Genomic DNA, 18,172 nt, shown 5'->3' on the forward strand with positions numbered 1-18,172 from the left:
TTAAGTTGTATCATTTGAAATATTCTCAGCGTGCACAGGCCATTTCTCCTTTTTTAGCTATGGCCTTTAGTGAAAAAGCAGCCATTATTGAAGCCCAGGGAAATCACGTTGTTAAGCTAAATATTGGTGAGCCTGATTTTGGTGCGCCGCCAGATGTATTAAAAGCTATGCAGCAATTAGCTGTAAATGCGCCTCTTCCTTATACATCAGCCTTAGGTTTGCCTGAATTACGAGCCGCCATAGCAGGGTTTTATAAAACTAAACATCAAATCGATATTGACCCAAGACGAGTCGTGGTAACCGCTGGTGCTTCAGCCGCTTTAATGTTGCTATCAGCTGCACTCGTTGACCAAGGTGACAAAGTCATCATGGCTGATCCTTGTTACCCTTGTAATAAACAATTCATTACAAGCTTTGGTGGCAAGGTGCAATTAGTGCCTACCCAGGCCGAATCTCGTTTTCAGTTAGATAGCAGCTTACTCCAGCAACATTGGCAATCTGGCACCCGAGGTTTGATGCTCGCCACACCTTCTAATCCTACAGGTACGGCTGTGGCTACCGAACAGTTAGCCAAAATGTGTGAGTTTGCAAAGGATAAAGGCGCTTGGCGTATCATTGATGAAATTTATCTGAACTTACATCACGGACCTGCTGATTCAGAACTCACAAGTGTCCTATCAATTGATGATCAAGCTTTTGTGATAAACAGCTTTTCAAAATATTTTGGTATGACAGGCTGGCGCTTAGGTTGGTGCATAGTGCCAGAAGACGCTGTAGATGTGATGGAGCGCTTGTCGCAAAATTATTATATTTGTCCTTCTACTCTGGCTCAAAAAGCTGCCTTGCAATGTTTTACAGCTGATTCATTGGCGGTTTGTGAAGCTCGTAGATTATCTTTGGTTACTCGTAAAAACTTGGTTATTGCTGGACTGCATAAATGTGGCTTAAGTGTGCCAGTGGTTCCAGATGGAGCTTTTTATGTTTATATAGATGTTACAGCAACTGGGTTAACGGCAATGGAATTTTGTGAACAAGTGTTACAGCAAGTCCATGTTTCACTCACGCCCAGTAATGATTTTAGTGAACAAACTGATAAGCAGTTTGTACGTTTGTCTTTTGCTTCCTCTGAATCCGAGTTAGCAGAGGGCCTACTTAGATTAGAAAGGTTTATGGGAAGCTTGAATAGTTAAAAGTTTTAAACTGTTTATGTTGTTTTAGTGGGAAAAGCTTGCCTCATAGACATCTTGCTTAGCACGCTGAAAATGTCTATTGTGGCTTGGGTTATTAAGTCAAATTAAAGGATGTTATGAATAAATTAATAGTATGTGTGGGTACTTTATTTTTGTCCCTAAGCGCTAGTGTTGTTACAGCGAAAGATATTTTTGTAAACAGTGACGCCAAATTAAAGGCGGCGATAAAAAATGTACAAGCTGGCGATAATATCGTCCTAAAAAATGGCACTTATAAAGACATACAAATAAAGTTTTACGGCGAAGGAACAGAGCAAGAGCCCATCACCTTAAAAGCGGAGACCGCAGGTAAAGTATTTATTGAAGGAGTCTCAAATCTACATCTAGGTGGACATTATCTTGTTGTTGAAGGCTTGCATTTTAGAAATGGTTACTCACCCACTAAAGCCCTTGTTCGGTTTAAGATCAGCGACGACAAAGTCGCCTTCCATTCAAAGTTTACCAATAATGTCATAGAAGAATTCACCCAGTTAGACCGCCATGTGACTGACCGTTGGGTGGAATTTTGGGGACAGCATAACGAATTAAGCAATAACTATATTACCGGTAAGTCTAACTTTGGCCCTACTATTATGGTGGAGCTTAAGGGAAACCAACACGTTAATAATCACCATCAAATAATCAATAACCATTTTGGGCCACGTCCCAGAAAAGGTGGCCCCCATGGAGAAACACTGCAAATAGGTAATAGCAGTACTTCTATGACGCCGTCTTATACTAATGTTGAAAATAACTTTTTTGACCGAGTTAATGGTGAAGTTGAAATCATATCAAGTAAATCTAATTTCAATATTTTCAAAAATAACGTGTTTTTTGAAAGTGAAGGCTCTTTAGTATTACGCCATGGCAACTATGCCACTATTGATGGCAATGTGTTTATTGGTGATGGCAAATCAGAGTTTTTTGGCGGTATTCGTGTTGTTAATACTGGGCATTGGATAACCAACAACTACTTTTATAATTTAAAAGGTGAAAAGTTCAGAGCACCTATAGCGGTTATGAATGGTATTCCAAAGTCGCCTTTAAACAGATACAACCAAGTGACAGATGTGGTTGTGGCTTACAATACTTGGGTTGAATCTCCCACACCTTGGTACTTTAGCGTGGGCTCAAATGTATCTCAAAGTGCAGTTTTGCCAAAATCTGAAATACGCTCAGCCAGACCCATACGGACTATTTTTGCAAATAATTTGATTTATAACTCTACAAAATCAGAATACCCCATTTATCACTATGATGAAGTTGACGGGGTTACCTTCAAAAACAATATTTCCAATTACGATAACAAGACAGACGTTAAAACTGACGGGATTGTAAAGCAGACCATATCTATGGAGCCGGTTTCTGAAAGCTTGTTAGTCCCAGAGACTCAATATACTGACGTGTATCACGGTTTTGATTTTGATAAAATTACCACTGATTTTTTTGGTACCCAAAGAGCTTCACATAATAGTGTGGGGGCTATGGTTAGCCCTGTAAAATCAGACGCCCGTCTGTTTGATAAAACCCAGTTTGGTACCTCTTGGTTTGTAACCGAGCAAGCAGAAAAAGAACCTAGTGTATTTAAAGCTGCAACCTCTGCTGATTTAGTTAATGGGATAGCAGCCGCAAGCTCTGGTGATATTATTGAACTGACGTCTGCAAATTATGCAATATCTAGTAGCTTAGCGATTAACAAAACGATTTCTATCGTTGCGCCAGGTAATAGTAGTCCGACTATTTACTTTACCTCTAAAGACACAGGGTTTTCTATGGAGCCCAAAGGTTACTTACATTTAGATGGTGTAACCCTTAAAGGCAACGGTCAGCAAAATGCTTTCTCAACCTTAGATAAGTACATGTCTAAAGCCTATAATTTATCTATTAAAAACAGTGTTATCTCTGGCTTTAAAAATGTTTTAGAGGTATCTAAAGGCTCGTTCGCTGATTCAATTGTTGTTCTAGATAGCGTTATCAAAAATAACCAAGCTGGATTTTTATTAAATCAAGAAACTGATAACAAAGGTGACTATAACGCAGAGTTCTTGACTATTAAGAATACTAAATTTGAGCAAATCTCTGGGCTAATAATCGATTATCACCGTGGCGGTTATGATGAATCAACCATTGGTGGTAACTTAGTATTTGAAAATAATACTGTTACCCAATCAGGTGAAGAGAATGGCTTACTAATTAAGAACCGGGGAATAGTTAACCTAGTCCTTAAAAACAACACCTTTAAAAATAACCCTGTAAAACTTATTGCAGTATTGTGGGGAGAAAAAGGACAAAAGCCAGTTGATAACCAGATTAGCCAGTCAGGTAAAGTCGAAATAGTACAAAACTTGAAACTAGAGTTGATGTACTAAATTATCATTATACAGTTCAGCTCCTGATACTCAGGAGCTGGCGGTTTACTTTTGAATGGAACCGTTAATTCTTTTTTGCCAATAATCACGTAAATTTTATGAACACTCACCAGCTTCATTCTAAAGACAACGTCTAGTTTGTTTTCAAATTCCTAATGCTGATTTTTCTGCTCTGCTAATTACAAAAATATAGCTAGACAGTCTTTTTCATGCCTATTGATCGCGCTATTAGTCCATCCTGTAGTGTCAACCAAAGCTGGTCTTAGTTACATGTCCGCTTTATCCACTATTAGACATCACCTTAGCGCAAAAACATATGTTATCTGGAATCGGCAATTTACTCTTGTTTTGTTAATAAAACGTTTCTTAATTGTTTTTATGGGGCTTGCTTATTTAACAAATGATGGTTTATGCGAAATCAACTACGGCTTAGAGAGGTTAGTTCTTTGACAGATAGCTGTTTCAGAAATGCCTTAATGCCTTCTTCTATTCGCACTTAAAATAATTCCTAAGGTAGATAATATGAAAATAGCGACAGGTTTTACATTGGCAGCACTTAGCTTAGCTAGCGTCAATGTATCGGCGACAATGATAGCGAACGGCGATTTTGCAAGCTGTGACTTCTCTGGCTGGCAAAAAGATACAGATGGATTTGGTGATATATCCATGGGAAACGATTTTGCAATTCAAAGCACTGGTACAAGTTGTAGTGCAGAAATTAATGTTGACCATTTTGATACAACAGGTGACGTTTTTGGGACACCTATTGATGAAGCGTGGTTTGCAAACACCCTATATCAAGAACTCGATTTTACGACCACTAATGATACTAATTTTTTACTTGAAATTGATTTTTCAGTGGATACTGAAGCGAATAACACCGGCCCTTCTTTTATTGCTGATTACTTTTTAATTGGCTTGAATGATGGGATGGGTAATTATTTTGATGAAGGCGGCGAGTTAGGTTTTTTATATGAGCCAACTGATATAAATCAGGCACTGAGCCAAACAGTGTCTTATGAAATTGATAGTTCTTTTGCAAACCAGACTGGCTGGTTTCTAGATTTTCAGTTGAACCTTGGTGTAGACGAATTTGGTTTCTCCGATGCATACGGCTCCTCTTTTTTAATTAATAGTGTTTCATTGACAGAAGTTGATGCTGTGGTGTCTGAGCCAGCAACTGTTTGGTTATTCTCGTTGGGTCTAATAGGTCTCTTTTTGCGTAATAGACGAAATTCATCGAGAAGTATCTAGGCACATCTTTTTATCAACTTACTAGATTACTAGTCGGTAGGCATTCTTTGTTAAAGGAATAGTATGAAAAATTTTAAATTCGCAAAGGGGTTTTGTTGCGCCCTAATGTTGTCTTCAACAGCTGCCTTAGCTGGTTGGGAAAACATTGAAAGTGATATCAGTCTTGCTAATTCTCGAGCAGCATTAGATCGCATCAATCGCGTCTATTACTCCTATGTAACTATCGCAAATAACGGCTCAGAAATTGTTGAGGGGCCTTTTCGTGTTGTTATTAATGATGCGACTCTAGTTGTAGCGAACCAAGATGGCGTGAATGAAGATGATGCGCCATATTTTGATTTACCCGTTACTGTTTTGGAACCTGGGGCATCACAAACCATAAGAGTTGACTTTGAACTAGAGCGGAAAGTACTTAGTTTCAAGGCTTCATTACGAAATGAGCAGGCTGAGGATGATGGTTGGAGTTTAGTTTGGAGCGATGAATTTGAAGGCTCTGAGATTGATGAATCTAAATGGTCTCACGAAGTTAACTGTGATGGCGGCGGCAATAGCGAAAGACAGTGTTATACCGATAGTGCAGAGAATTCCTATATTGAAAATGGTGTTTTAAATATTGTTGCTAAAGCTGAGGACAATCAAACTTTGCCTTATAGCTCAGCTAGATTGAGAACAATAGATAAAGGCGACTGGAAGTATGGCCGCTTTGAAATAAGAGCCAAAGCACCTACTGGTCAGGGGGCATGGCCTGCAATTTGGATGTTGCCTACAGATTATGTGTACGGTGGTTGGCCTCATTCAGGTGAAATTGACATTTTTGAAGCCGTCAATTTAGGTGTGCCTTTAGATGATGGCACTGGATCTGTGGAGTCGGCTGTACATGGCACTTTACACTATGGTCAAAGTTGGCCTAATAATGATTATTCCGGCTTAGATTACGCTTTACCTGATGAAGCTAACCCTGCTGATGATTTTCATGTGTATGCCATTGAGTGGGAAGAAGGTGAGATCCGTTGGTATGTAGACGGTGTCTTGTATCAAACTCAGTTGAAATCGGAAGTTTCTTATGATGAAAATGGTGTTGCCGATGGCCTAGAGCATAGAGGGTGGTATACAGAGCAAGACGGTGAGTTTGCTTACACAGAAGCGCCATTCGATGAACGTTTTCATATGATTTTAAACTTCGCTGTTGGTGGAAACTGGCCCGAAAATGTCAATCAAGGCGGTGTTGATCCATCGGCATTTGACGGTACCAATAAGTTTCAAGTTGATTATGTTCGCGTGTATGAATGTTCAGTTAACCCCACAAATGGTCAGGGGTGTGCAACGGTTACCGATGGTTATTTAGATCCCATCGATGAAGGAGGTACCTTAAACGAAGGGCAAGCTCCTATTCCAATTCCACCTTCAGATGGAATAGCCGAAGACCTCATTATTTTTGAAGACACTCTAAATCCAGCATGGCCAGCTTGGGATTGCTGTGGGGGGACTACGCCCACTATCGAATATGAAGATGGTGATTACTTAAACGTAGTGGAATTTGTTGTTGGTGCTGAGCCTACTGTATTGGGTTTTAATACTAACTTTGCTGAGAATCCTGCACCTTATGATGGCTCACCATTAGAAGATACAGGTGTGCTGGAATTTGATTTGAAATTGGTTACCCCTCCTAATAATGCATCTGCAGGTTGGAACCTTAAAGTTGAGCAAGGTGGCGCCGCGAGCGAGGCGAATATTGTTATCACCGCGCCTACCTCACAATGGCAACATTATTCAGTCCCCCTTAAAACCCTGAGTAATGCTGGTTTAGAGCTTAACGGTATTGATGTATTAATGATATTCCCAGACTGGGGAGCAGGTGAAGGTGCAGTTTATCGAGTAGATAATGTCACTATAACTGAAACTCAAGATGATGGTGGCGATGACGGCAACTTAAGCGATATCACCCCTATTGATTTTGAAGAAGGCGGTTATGGTGCTTCGGTAAACTGGAATGTGTTTGAGAATGACGACAACCCAGCCCTTGAGTTTGTGGATAACCCAGATACTTCAGGAATTAATGACTCATCTACTGTTGCTAAATTTACTGCCCGTGTTACTGGTGCACCTTGGGTAGGAACCGAAACTGTGCATGGCGAGTTTGGCCCGTTAACACTTGATGAAACCAACAGCATAGTGAAAATGATGGTGTACAAAAGTGTTATCAGTGATGTGGGTGTAAAGTTTGCCATCAATAGTGGCGGTGCTCAGCAAGAGATCAAGGTAGCTAATACCCTAATCAATGAATGGGAAGAGTTAACCTTTGATTTTAGCGGCTATATTGGTTTAGCTGAGGCCATAGATATTGATCAAATTATCGTATTTCCAGATTTTGACAATGCAGGCCGTACTCAAGAGAATATCGTATATTTCGATAACATTCGTTTCTATGGACAAGGAAGTGATGACGACGGCGGTGATGATGACAGCGGTGGAGATGATGGCGGCGATGATGGCAGCCAAGACGGTGATTTAGTTAGTAATGGTTCATTTGATAATGGCGGTGAAGATTGGATTGGCGCTGTAAATGTTATTGAAGAAGACGGCAATAAGGTTTTTTATGCCAATGTATTAGCTGCTGGTAACGCCTGGGATGTAAACCTAAGTCAAGTTATGACCTTACTCGCAGATGAAACCTATATTGTTTCTTTTAAGGCTAAAGCGTCGGTTGAACGTACAATTTTAGTGGGGTTAGGGCTTAACTATGACCCTTGGACAAATGTCGCAGAAACCGCCTCTCTTACCACTGACTGGGTCTCTTACTCTTTTACCATTACAACCACAGGTTTTGGTGGCGAAAACAATCGAGTACTGTTTGACCTAGGGGCTGAAGTCGGTGAAGTATATATAGATGATGTTAGTGTGGTTTTGCAAGATAGTGATGGCGGCGAGCCCATAGATGGAGATACCTATACTTTAATATCCTCTACTGGTGACTCCGATATTAATTTTGAGTCAGATACTGTTGGCGAATGGAGTACAGGTACCAGTATTCAAAGTGATGTCATGTTTGATGGTTTACTGGGGTGGGAGCTAGTATCTAGCTCAAACTCGCCAGAGCAAGGAAATTGGGGCACGGTTCTGGCTTTCCAGAATGGTATAAATGGAGACCTCAGCTTATTTAATCGTATCGAGTTAAAACTAGCGACCACAGGCAGTTACGCAAGTGGATACAAAATTGCGATATCTGGTAATGGTGTAAGTAAAGAAATTACACTGCCCATAGATGAAAGCATTGATACTTGGCAAACCGTAACCCTAGATACCTCAGATATTCCATTAAATTTATCTACAGTCGATTGGATAGCGGTTTATGGTATTGGCGGACAGTCAGGTGTGTCGACTATTTATGTCACTGATTTTAGCTTTATCCAAGATGAAACAATTCCCTTCGATAGTACAACTAACGACGACTTTGTATTTATCTCATCAGATGAAAGTGTGCCTAGTGATTTAATTGTTGATGGCGACAATAACAGTGATGTGGGCAATGTTATCTTTGGAGAGTGGAGTACCGGCACGCTTATCTCTGATGCCAATTATGCTGGGCTTGATGGTATTAAGTTAAGTGCAAATGGGTCTTGGGGAGCGGTATTAGCACTGCAAGGTGATATATCTGACGGTTCAACTATTGATAACTATGATGTGGATTTTGCTGAATATACCAACATAAAGTTCAAAGTGGCCTCTGAAGGAGCATTTGAACGTTATGCTCTTGCTATTGTGTCTAATGTAAATGGTAACCAAGTATCCCAAGAAGTGGGCTTTAGCTTAGCTAGCCAAGCGGATTGGAATCTTATTGATATTGATTTAGCCATGTACGGGGTGAATCTATCTAATGTCAGCCAAGTAGCCTTATTTGGTGTGTATCAAGGAGGTTCAGCTTCCCAAGATATTTATGTGACTGACCTTATCATGTATGACTCTGGCAAACTAAAATCTGAAAAAGACAGTTCTGATGATAAATTTGTGTTTTTCTCTTCAACTGGTGAAGATACAGACATGATTATTGATGACAATAACTTTGCTAATGACGGTAATATCACCCTAAATGAATGGTCTACAGGCACAACATTTATGTCTGATGTCATTTACGGCGGCTTGACTAGCTTTGAGTTATCTAAAGGCAGTGGGTGGGGTGCGGTACTCGCTTTAATGGGAGATATATACGGCGATGTGCAGCAGTACGATATAGACGTATCCAAGTATACATCTCTTAATTTCAAGATTGCTTCAACTGGTAGCTTTTCTGAATACACTTTAGATTTTATTGTTGATGGCGCTGAGTTTAAAGTCCCGCTAAGTGTAAATAGCAGCTGGAGTGACGTCAGTATTGATTTAAGTGAGATTCCATTGGACTTATCTAAGCTTACCCAAATAGCGATATTTGGAGTGGGCGGAAATAACACAGATAAAATCTACTTAACGGATTATTACATCGCAAAGTAAACCTTCTTTAATGAAAAAGCCCAGTCTATGTTAGTAGATTGGGCTTTGGGGTTCTGATAAACAGGTAGCAAGCGTATAGTGCTAAAGGTACATTTATCTGCAGGGCTGCAAAGTTAAAAGCTGAACTTCCATGCTTTACTGAGTAACAAACAATGAAAAGGAACAAAGTAAAAATGAGTGCTTGTTTAAGCCAGTAAATAAGTTGCGGTATATTTTTTATATTTTTGGATGCGGCTAACGCTATCACTAGCGTAACCCAAATAACCGCGTCTAAACGGGTAGCAAAATACAAGTTAATAGTCGCACTGATACATAAGGCCACCGGAGTACCCCAAACAAGGGTTGGCCACCATTGATTGATAAGGTCTTGTTTTTTACGTTTTTTAAGCCAAATATTAATGCCAGTAGCTGACACAATTGTAAGCATGATCCCCAGTATGAAATAGAGGATTTTAGTTGGCATACCCAAAAAATCCCCAAAGTGAAGCCGATACATAGAGTAGATAAGCTTTTTACCACCACTTAAGGTGCGATAGTCTCCTTGGTTTATATAATTACCATCTGCATCGAAACGAAAGTTTTCTGAGTACACTAGTTGTTTCGACATTTTAGTGTAAATTTCAATGAATTGACCTTTGGTATTTGGCTCATGAACAGTAAGGAAAATTAACTCTGCATCGGGTTTATTGGTTTGCACATAGTTAATTGCTTTACCTATTTGAGGCTTAACTATAGCTTGCTCTAAAATGGGCTCAGGTGGGAATACTTCGTCAATCACAGTTTGGTTATTACCTTCATAAAATGCCTGAGACACTAATACTATTAATATGGTAGCTAATCCAAAATAGGCACCTGTAATTCCAATCATTAGATGAAAGGGTGAAGCCCAAACACTAAATCTGTTATGTAAGTCTATATTTTCTTGTAACCCCGTTCCTCCTCTTCTGAACCTAAACGCATCTTTTATTATTCTGGGATGGGCAAAGAAACCTGATAACATTAATGCGCACAAAAGAGCGCCAAATGCACTCACTAAGATCATGCCAAAGCTCTTAGGTAAGTGTAGATAAAAATGCAAATCTTCAAGCATTTTGGTCCAATAGCTTTGTTCCGTATCACCCAGCGAGCCATCTGAATTAACGAAGTGAGCGACATGATCATCTTCTATGACTAAGCGAGGTATCCCTGAAGTAGGAAAAACCACATGCATGTGCTCAGTTTCTTCAGAGTATGTGTTTACAAAATTGTCGTAGGCTTGCTCGATTGTGGCGATATCAAAATCAGTAGTTTCAATTACATTAGGTTGCTCCCAACGTTCTAACTCTTGGTGGAAAACAGTTAGTGTGCCGGACAAGCAAATTATGTACATAAAAGCACTGACGAATAGCCCAAGCCAAGTGTGTGCAGATAATGAACGTTTAGTTAATGTAGGTACGGGTAATTGAGTAGGGTTTTGCATGGATGGTTACACCACAAATAAGTAAATGCTAGCAGCAAGAGAACTGAATAAGCTAAAGGTAAGGCTGGCTGTTTTATTTGTTGAAACTAAGTGCCAAAAAGACAACCCAGCCCAGACAATAGGCATAGCAATCATACCTAGGGCCAATTGTTCGGGTTTAGCAATAGGTATCAAGTCAACTAGGCATATTGTTATCACCCCACTGACAAACAAAAGTAAGACTAACTGATAAATTATATTCCAACTGTTGACTACAATTTTCTTAAAATTAAATGAAATAGCCTGATGCGGCTTGTTTATTTCATTAGGATAAATCTGTTTTTTTTGCTCTTGAAATATACCCAACCACACATATAAAGCGGGTAAAAATACAGCCAAAACACTGCCGTATTCCAAACCAAATTGCACAATAAGGGCTGGTAGGCTGGCAAATAAACAACACCAACCAGAGATAGCAAGTCCTTTGCTATGACGCTTCCAACTTAGGTAAATGATATAGCTGCCTACTAAGCCAAGCATTATTGCTAGAATCAATATCATTGCTATCTCCGGTTATTATTGATGATTAAAAACGGTAGGTTAAGCTGCCGTTAACACTACGACGCAATCCTGGAAAACAATCACCACGAGTAAGGCAGGCGGTAAGGTATTGTTTGTCAGTTACATTACGTATGTTTAGTGCTAAATCAAGATTGTCAGAGACTTGGTAGCCAAGCATGATATCTCCAAGGGTATAGCTTGGTGTTGTGTAGTTAACAGTACTAGTTTCAGCAACACTTTCACCCACATAACGCACGCCAGCACCTATATTGAAGTTTGGTAATAACTTAGCGGGTTGCCATGTTACCCAAACTGCGCCGTTGCTGTCTGGCGTTGCTGCAAGATGAAATCCATCAGGATCTTTTGCATCAAGTGTGGCGTAAGCAAGTTGAATATCAAAGTCGCCAACAGCAAATTTACCTTCAAACTCGATACCTGAAAGTGTTGACTCGCCTTCTTGTTGACTGACAGCATTAGGTAGTGCACTTGGGCTGTCTAAATTACTAATTACAATATCGAAATAAGCTAGGGTGAAGTAACCAGCAAAACTCTGAGGTTCATACTTTAATCCAACTTCTAATTGCTCTGCTTCTTGTGGTTTTAATGCATCACCGGTTAAAGAATCAGTACCTACTACCGTTTCAAATGATTCAGCATAACTTACATAGGGTGATAACCCATTATCAAATTTATACAGTACGCCACCACTAAATGACACCGCATCATCACTTTGACTCGACTCTTCAATGCCAAAATCTGGAGCTGCTGCTGTGGTGTTGTCTACATTGTCGTACCGAAGGCCAAGTGTGATGCGCCAGTTATCAATAGATATTTGATCGGATAGGTACAAACCTGTGTCTTTCACTGTTTCTGAGGGGGCATCGTAATAGATTGCGTCAAATACAGACTGGTCTGGAGCACCTGTATATACTGGGTTTGCTAGGTCAAGTATATAGCTATAGTCTCCTTCTAGCACGCCACCGCCATAGTAATATGAAGAGTTGTTATCTGTTTTGACATCTTGATACTGCACACCTACTAAAATCTCATGCTCAAAGTCACCTGTTGTAAAATCTCCATTTAAACGAAGGTCAATCGCAGCTTGTTCTGAGCTATTATCTGCTTGATAAAAAGAGCGAGCGACTGTGGTGTCAGTGGCAATTGTTGCTCCAAATAGAGTGTTTAGATAACGGCTTACACCGTCTCCCCAAAATGTTGGCCAAGCTTGGTTATAGTCTGCTTCACCTTCGCGCCACAAAGCCGTTCCGCTTAATGAAAAGTTGTCGTTAATCATGTGTTCTGCAAGCACAGTAAACTGAGTAGATTCTGTATCAAACTTATTAAATCCAGGCTCGCCAGCGTAAACATCTTGATCTAAATAGCTGCCATCAGCTAAAGGAGTTAAGGTACCCTCAATTGGAATAAACTGAGAACCGATATCACTCTGGGTATCTTGAAATAACCCAATAAAGGTAATGCTCGTATCATCCGTTGGTAAAAAAGTAATTGAAGGCATCAAGACTAAGGTGTTGTCATCAACATTGTCTACTTGGGTGTCAGAATCACGGTAAATACCCACAAAACGCCCTAAAACACTCTCGCTATCATTTAATGAACCATTAAAATCGATGCTAAGTTGTTTACGGTCATAATTGCCGAGTTGCAGTGATATCTCTTGTGCTGCATCGGCTCTGGGAGTTTTACTGACAGCGTTAACGAGTCCGCCCGCTGAGCCTTGTCCATAAAGTACAGACGCAGGGCCTTTCAACACTTCGACTTGTTCTAACGTGTAAACCTCGGTTCTAGTGGTGTTGTAACTTCCGAACAATTCTTGGATAGAGTCACGGTAGCGGGGCACCTCTAACCCACGGATCCTTATCCAGTCTCCTCGGGTTGAGAAACCAAAGGTTTCTCCAGATACACCAGCCATATAAGTGGTGGTTTGCGATAGGTTTAATGCGCCTTTTTCTAAGAAGCTTTCAATAGTTTCAATTGATACAGAGCGGGCACTTTCTAAAATAGGGGTGTTAGATTTAGTGGCCCCAAACCTTGAAACACTGCCTACCACTTCTACAACTTCTACTTGTTCGTTGTTATTTGTAGTGGTGGTTGTTTCGTTAGCCTCTTGTGCCAAAACGTTAGTCATTCCCATTGCTATAACTAGCGGAGAAAGTTTAAGTGTGTGCTTTAGTTTCATGGTTAACCTATGCCATTTAAATGATTATGTATTTTTTCGCGAGAGTATACATAATACTAATGTAAATGATAATGGTTATTGATTAGGTTTTTTTGGTGTTTTTACTGTGCCTTTAATTTAAGAGCCGCTATTAAACAATGCTTTACATAAACGTCACATTTTAATTGCAAATTGTGAGAGAGATTAAACTATTAAGGGGGGTTCCTGTTTCCAAGCGCCGGGAGTGTTTATGTAATACTCATTATGCCGGCTTTTAGTGTTACGAATAAAATAGGCAAGTGGGCTTACCTTGTATCTGTGTCACTGTCATGGGCATATCGTAGATGTGGCTTAATATTGAATCTTGCATTATGTCAGTGGGACTGCCATTGGCCACCAGCTCACCATTTTTTAAGGCGACTATGGTATCGCTATAGTGTGCAGCAAAGTTAATATCGTGTAGGACTACTACCACTTGTTTGTTTAATTCGTCGCAAGCTTGGCGCAGCTGTTTCATTATGCTCACGCTATGTTTGATATCGAGATTATTAAGTGGTTCGTCCAACAGAATCGTTTGGGTGTCTTGGGCTAATACCATGGCTATAAACACTCTTTGTCGCTGCCCTCCAGATAACTGGTCGATAAATCTATCTTGTACTGCTTGTAAATCAACATATTCAATACATTGCTCAACTATTTTCAGATCTTCCGCGCTAGGTCGCCCTTGGTGATAGGGGTAGCGTCCAAATGTGATTAAATCTTTAACCTGAATACGGGCATTGGTATGGTTGTCTTGGCGTAATATAGACAGCTTTTTAGCTAGTTGATTAGCGGGTATTTGCTGTATCGGGCAGTTATCTAATAATACTTCCCCAACACTTGCTTTTTGTAGTCGGCTCATAAGAGACAAGCAAGAGGACTTACCTGAGCCATTTGGTCCTATGATGGAGGTAAGGCCGGTATCTGCTAGGGTTAAATTAATGTCTTTAAGGACTTGTTTTTGGCCGTAGCTTAAGGCTACATTTTTTAATTCAATCATGATTTGGCTTGTTTAATTACTAGGGCTAAAAATACTAAGCCACCTACACACTCTATCACTATGCTTAGTCGAGTGTTGAATGAGACTAAATGTTGCAAGATAAATTCTCCTAAAACCAAAACCAATACTCCCAGCAAGGCGGCAAAAGGTAATAATATTTTGTGTTTGTAACTGCCCGCTAATTGGTAGGCTAGATGTACAACTAGCAAGCCTAAAAAGGTAATGGGGCCTACCAAGGCAGTCGACATACCGACTAAAATGGCTATTAATATGAGTAGATGCTGGGTTAAACGTGCGTAGTTTATGCCTAAGCTATGGGCGGTTTGCTCCCCTAGCAAGAGCACATCTAGTTGGTGATGATACCTAAACAAATACACAAACGTCGCAGCTAATAATAAATAGGATAATTGCACTAAAGCTATGGACGGAGATGAAAACGAAGCAAAAAAGGCATCTTGAGCTACCACTGATTGGCTAGGGTCCATCGTACGAAACACTAGGCCATTGATACTACTTAAACATATCCCTAACACTACACCACTGAGTATTAATAATTGTATAGATTGGGCAGAGCCTCTAAATAGAAATTTAGACAGCAGTAACATCATGCTGGTCATGATAGATATCTCGATGGCCCATTTTGTATACTCATTCAGTATGGAGTAACCGCTGGCTCCTATTACCACTATCAACACAGATTGAATCAGCATGTATAAGGCATCAAAGCCCATAATGGATGGCGTTAAAATTTTGTTCTGGCTGATGGTTTGGAATAGCAAAGTGGCGATGGCGATAAAAATCCCCACTAACACCATACTGATTAGCTTTTGACCTCTGAATTCAAGTGTAAAGGCCCAAGATGCTTTAACGTTCCAGGTTAAAAATAAGGTACAAGCTAAAATTACCGCCACCGTCAGCAGAGCTAAGCGGGTAAAAGGTGACAGCTTAAGTTTAGATACTGCTTGCTTAGTCATGTCGCGTTTGCCTTAGCAGTAGTCCTAAAAATATGACACTGCCCACCACTCCCATTATGACGCCAACAGGTATCTCAAAAGGATGTACTAAAACACGGGCTAATATGTCACACACTAAGGCTAGCATAGCGCCCATACATGCTATTAGTGGAATAGAGCGGCGCAGATTATCCCCATAATATAGACTAATAATGTTTGGCACTATTAGTCCTAGAAATGGTAATACCCCAGCAATCACAACAGTAATGCCTGCAACGCTAGCCACAAGTGTAATCCCAATGGCAAATACATAGCCGTAATTTAATCCTAGATTGGTGGCGACGTTTTTCCCCAAGCCAATTATGGTAAAGCGATCAGCAATAAAATAGGCTAGACAAGTTAACAGGCCAGCAATCCATAGTAGTTCGTAACGACCTTGCAATATCATTGAAAAATCGCCTTGAATCCACACCCAAACAAATTGCATAAGATCTTGCTGGTAAGCAATAAAATTAACCACAGCGCCAATCACTCCAGCATAAATAATTCCTACTAAGGGCACCATAATGATAGAGCGAGTGTGTAGCTTTTTGATAAGTAATAGAAAGCTCATTGCCCCCAATATAGAAAACAACACAGAGACGCTTAACTTAACGGTAAGAGAGGCTTGGGGGTAAAAAATAAGTAGTAACAACATACCAAGGATGGCCCATTCCACTGTGCCTGTGGTGGTAGGCTCTACAAATTTATTGTTAGCCAACATTTGCATGATGACACCTGCAACAGACAAAGACATACCAGACAATACAATCGCTATCGTTCTTGGTATCCGTGTTTGACTGAGCAATTGCCAGTCAAAGCTGGCACTATCTAGTGTGATAGAACCCAGTAGTAAGCTAGTGATAATTAGGCCAACAAATACTAAGGCCCAATAAAGATAGGTCTTGGTCATATTGGCTGCTGGGGTGTCATCAAGTTTTATTACTCTATAAGGGCGCTTTGTATTTGCGCTAAGATTTTATTCATGGCACTAATTCCAGTACCAACTGTGTACCAGGCATAGCCGTCTAACATAATAACTTTATTATTTTGATAGGCTTTCAGGCCTTTTATAAGGTCGTTCTCTAATAGTTGTTTAGCCATACCTGTGTCTTTACCAATGGCAATATCACGGTCAAGTACTAATAAAATGTCCGGGTTGAGCTTACGTAAATATTCAAAAGACACTGGGTCACCATGATGTGACAGAGCATTCTCATCTCCAGCGGCTTCAAAACCTAGTTCAGTGTATAGCCAGCCAAATCGAGACCCAGGGCCAAATACTGTGATTTTACCGCCTGTGGTCATAACAAACATCACTTTACCGCCTTGTTTAGCCTTAGCTTTTATCTTGGCTACCTGTTGCTTTATGTCAGCAATGGCTTGGGCTGCAAGTTCTGGCTGGTTTACTAAGGCGCCAGACTCTTGGGTGATAAGGTAAAATTGTTGCAGATAGTTATCACCCCAAACTGTGCTATCAAGGGTTGGAGCAATACTTTTCATCATTTTTATTTTGCTTTGGGTCCGGCCACCAACAATGATCAAATCTGGCTCAAGGCTGGCGACGGTCTCAAAATCTGGCTCAAACATAGAGCCCACATTTATGTACTCATCGCCTTGGAATTTAGCTAAGTAATTAATGGTATGGCTTTTAGGTACACCTAATACTTGCACACCCAAATAATCAAGGGTGTCGATTTGTGCTAAGTCAAATGACACCACTTTTTGCGGGACGCTGTCGGTTGTTGCAGCCTGTAACCAGCTTACTTGCAATAAAGTTAAACTAGTCAGTATCAATACGAATAATTTTTTCATGTTAGGTATCCATCACTTCGTGGCGCTGTGCATGATAGGTTTCTTCATTTTGTTGATTCCGCCAATAGGGCACTGCATATAATGATTTTTTATCAAAGTCTATTTGTCGCAAGTACTTACGAATGCTGACAACTGTGAGGTGTTCTCCTGCGAGAGCAATACTCCACTGATCCTTGGTGTTGCTAATGTGTAAGTTACGAACCAGCTCAAGTATTTCAGACTTATCCGTAAACTTTTGTTCTACAAAAGTAACTTGATGCTCTCTAGCTGCAAAGTATTGTTGGGTTATCAAGGTTTGATTAACGCTACTCTCAAGCTCAATAATTACACGCACACTATCCTTGTGAGTAAGGGTATTCAATACTGCTGCAATGGCAGGCATGGCAGATAAATCTCCCACCAACAAATGCTGTTCAGCACTTGGGTTTACCATAGTGATTAAGCCCGGCCCTGCAAAGCCAAGTATATCCCCAGGTTTTGCCAATTTGGCAAACTCGCTGGCAATGCCATAGTCTCGGTGCAATACAAAATCGACTGTTATAGTTTGATTTTCAGCATCAAAGTCAGCAATAGAGTAAGTTCGGGCTAAGGGCTTTTTGTCTGCTTCAGGCCATACTATTTTATCGTTTTCGTCCCGTTGAGGCAGCACGAGTTCTGCCTGATGGGGCTGTTTAAAAAATAGTTTAATATGTAAGCCTGCAAAAAACGCAGGGATCCGCTCGCTAGTGAGCTCAGGAGAGCTCAAAACCAAACGGTTAAGAGCGCCTCCCATTGGGGTAACCGATACAACGGTTAATATAATTGCAGTCATATT

At 40.4% G+C, this 18,172-nt stretch carries 12 protein-coding genes; 4 read left to right on the plus strand and 8 right to left on the minus strand.

Annotated features, from left to right (window positions below):
• The first annotated feature begins 14 nt into the window (after positions 1 to 14).
• From ACMUMK_RS13355 to ACMUMK_RS13370, 4 genes are all read left to right on the plus strand, one after another.
• Complete coding sequence (locus ACMUMK_RS13355) at positions 15 to 1,190, plus strand: aminotransferase class I/II-fold pyridoxal phosphate-dependent enzyme (protein ID WP_414701642.1); 1,176 nt, start codon at positions 15 to 17, stop codon at positions 1,188 to 1,190.
• A gap of 116 nt (positions 1,191 to 1,306) precedes the next feature.
• Positions 1,307 to 3,598, plus strand: a complete 2,292-nt coding sequence (locus tag ACMUMK_RS13360; protein ID WP_414701643.1) for a chondroitinase-B domain-containing protein — start codon at positions 1,307 to 1,309, stop codon at positions 3,596 to 3,598.
• Between the two features lie 522 nt (positions 3,599 to 4,120).
• On the plus strand, positions 4,121 to 4,852 hold the full coding sequence (locus ACMUMK_RS13365) for a PEP-CTERM sorting domain-containing protein (RefSeq protein ID WP_414701644.1): 732 nt from the start codon (positions 4,121 to 4,123) through the stop codon (positions 4,850 to 4,852).
• 63 nt (positions 4,853 to 4,915) lie between these two features.
• Positions 4,916 to 9,337: a family 16 glycosylhydrolase gene (locus ACMUMK_RS13370; RefSeq protein WP_414701645.1), complete on the plus strand. Its 4,422-nt coding sequence runs from the start codon at positions 4,916 to 4,918 to the stop codon at positions 9,335 to 9,337.
• A 25-nt stretch (positions 9,338 to 9,362) separates the two neighbouring features.
• Here the strand turns inward: ACMUMK_RS13370 and ACMUMK_RS13375 are convergent, their stop codons facing one another.
• From ACMUMK_RS13375 to ACMUMK_RS13410, 8 genes are all read right to left on the minus strand, one after another.
• Complete coding sequence (locus ACMUMK_RS13375) at positions 9,363 to 10,796, minus strand: PepSY-associated TM helix domain-containing protein (protein ID WP_414701646.1); 1,434 nt, start codon at positions 10,794 to 10,796, stop codon at positions 9,363 to 9,365.
• Between the two features lie 6 nt (positions 10,797 to 10,802).
• Positions 10,803 to 11,336: a hypothetical protein gene (locus ACMUMK_RS13380; RefSeq protein ID WP_414701647.1), complete on the minus strand. Its 534-nt coding sequence runs from the start codon at positions 11,334 to 11,336 to the stop codon at positions 10,803 to 10,805.
• A gap of 25 nt (positions 11,337 to 11,361) precedes the next feature.
• Positions 11,362 to 13,533 carry a TonB-dependent siderophore receptor gene (locus tag ACMUMK_RS13385; RefSeq protein WP_414701648.1) on the minus strand — a complete coding sequence of 724 codons (2,172 nt, stop codon included), beginning with the start codon at positions 13,531 to 13,533 and terminating at the stop codon, positions 11,362 to 11,364.
• Between the two features lie 259 nt (positions 13,534 to 13,792).
• Positions 13,793 to 14,551: an ABC transporter ATP-binding protein gene (locus ACMUMK_RS13390; protein ID WP_414701649.1), complete on the minus strand. Its 759-nt coding sequence runs from the start codon at positions 14,549 to 14,551 to the stop codon at positions 13,793 to 13,795.
• Positions 14,548 to 15,525 (minus strand): iron chelate uptake ABC transporter family permease subunit, encoded by a 978-nt coding sequence (locus ACMUMK_RS13395; RefSeq protein ID WP_414701650.1) that lies wholly within the window; start codon positions 15,523 to 15,525, stop codon positions 14,548 to 14,550. Before ACMUMK_RS13395 ends, ACMUMK_RS13390 begins: the two co-directional genes overlap by 4 nt.
• A complete protein-coding gene (locus ACMUMK_RS13400) occupies positions 15,518 to 16,456 on the minus strand; it encodes an ABC transporter permease (protein WP_414701651.1) in 939 nt (312 codons plus the stop codon). Before ACMUMK_RS13400 ends, ACMUMK_RS13395 begins: the two co-directional genes overlap by 8 nt.
• A gap of 29 nt (positions 16,457 to 16,485) precedes the next feature.
• Positions 16,486 to 17,358, minus strand: a complete 873-nt coding sequence (locus ACMUMK_RS13405) for a siderophore ABC transporter substrate-binding protein (RefSeq protein ID WP_414701652.1) — start codon at positions 17,356 to 17,358, stop codon at positions 16,486 to 16,488.
• A 1-nt stretch (position 17,359) separates the two neighbouring features.
• Positions 17,360 to 18,169 (minus strand): siderophore-interacting protein, encoded by an 810-nt coding sequence (locus ACMUMK_RS13410; RefSeq protein ID WP_414701653.1) that lies wholly within the window; start codon positions 18,167 to 18,169, stop codon positions 17,360 to 17,362.
• Positions 18,170 to 18,172 lie beyond the last annotated feature (3 nt).

Origin of the sequence: Paraglaciecola sp. 2405UD69-4 (assembly GCF_047525415.1) — a bacterium.
GTDB lineage: Bacteria > Pseudomonadota > Gammaproteobacteria > Enterobacterales > Alteromonadaceae > Paraglaciecola.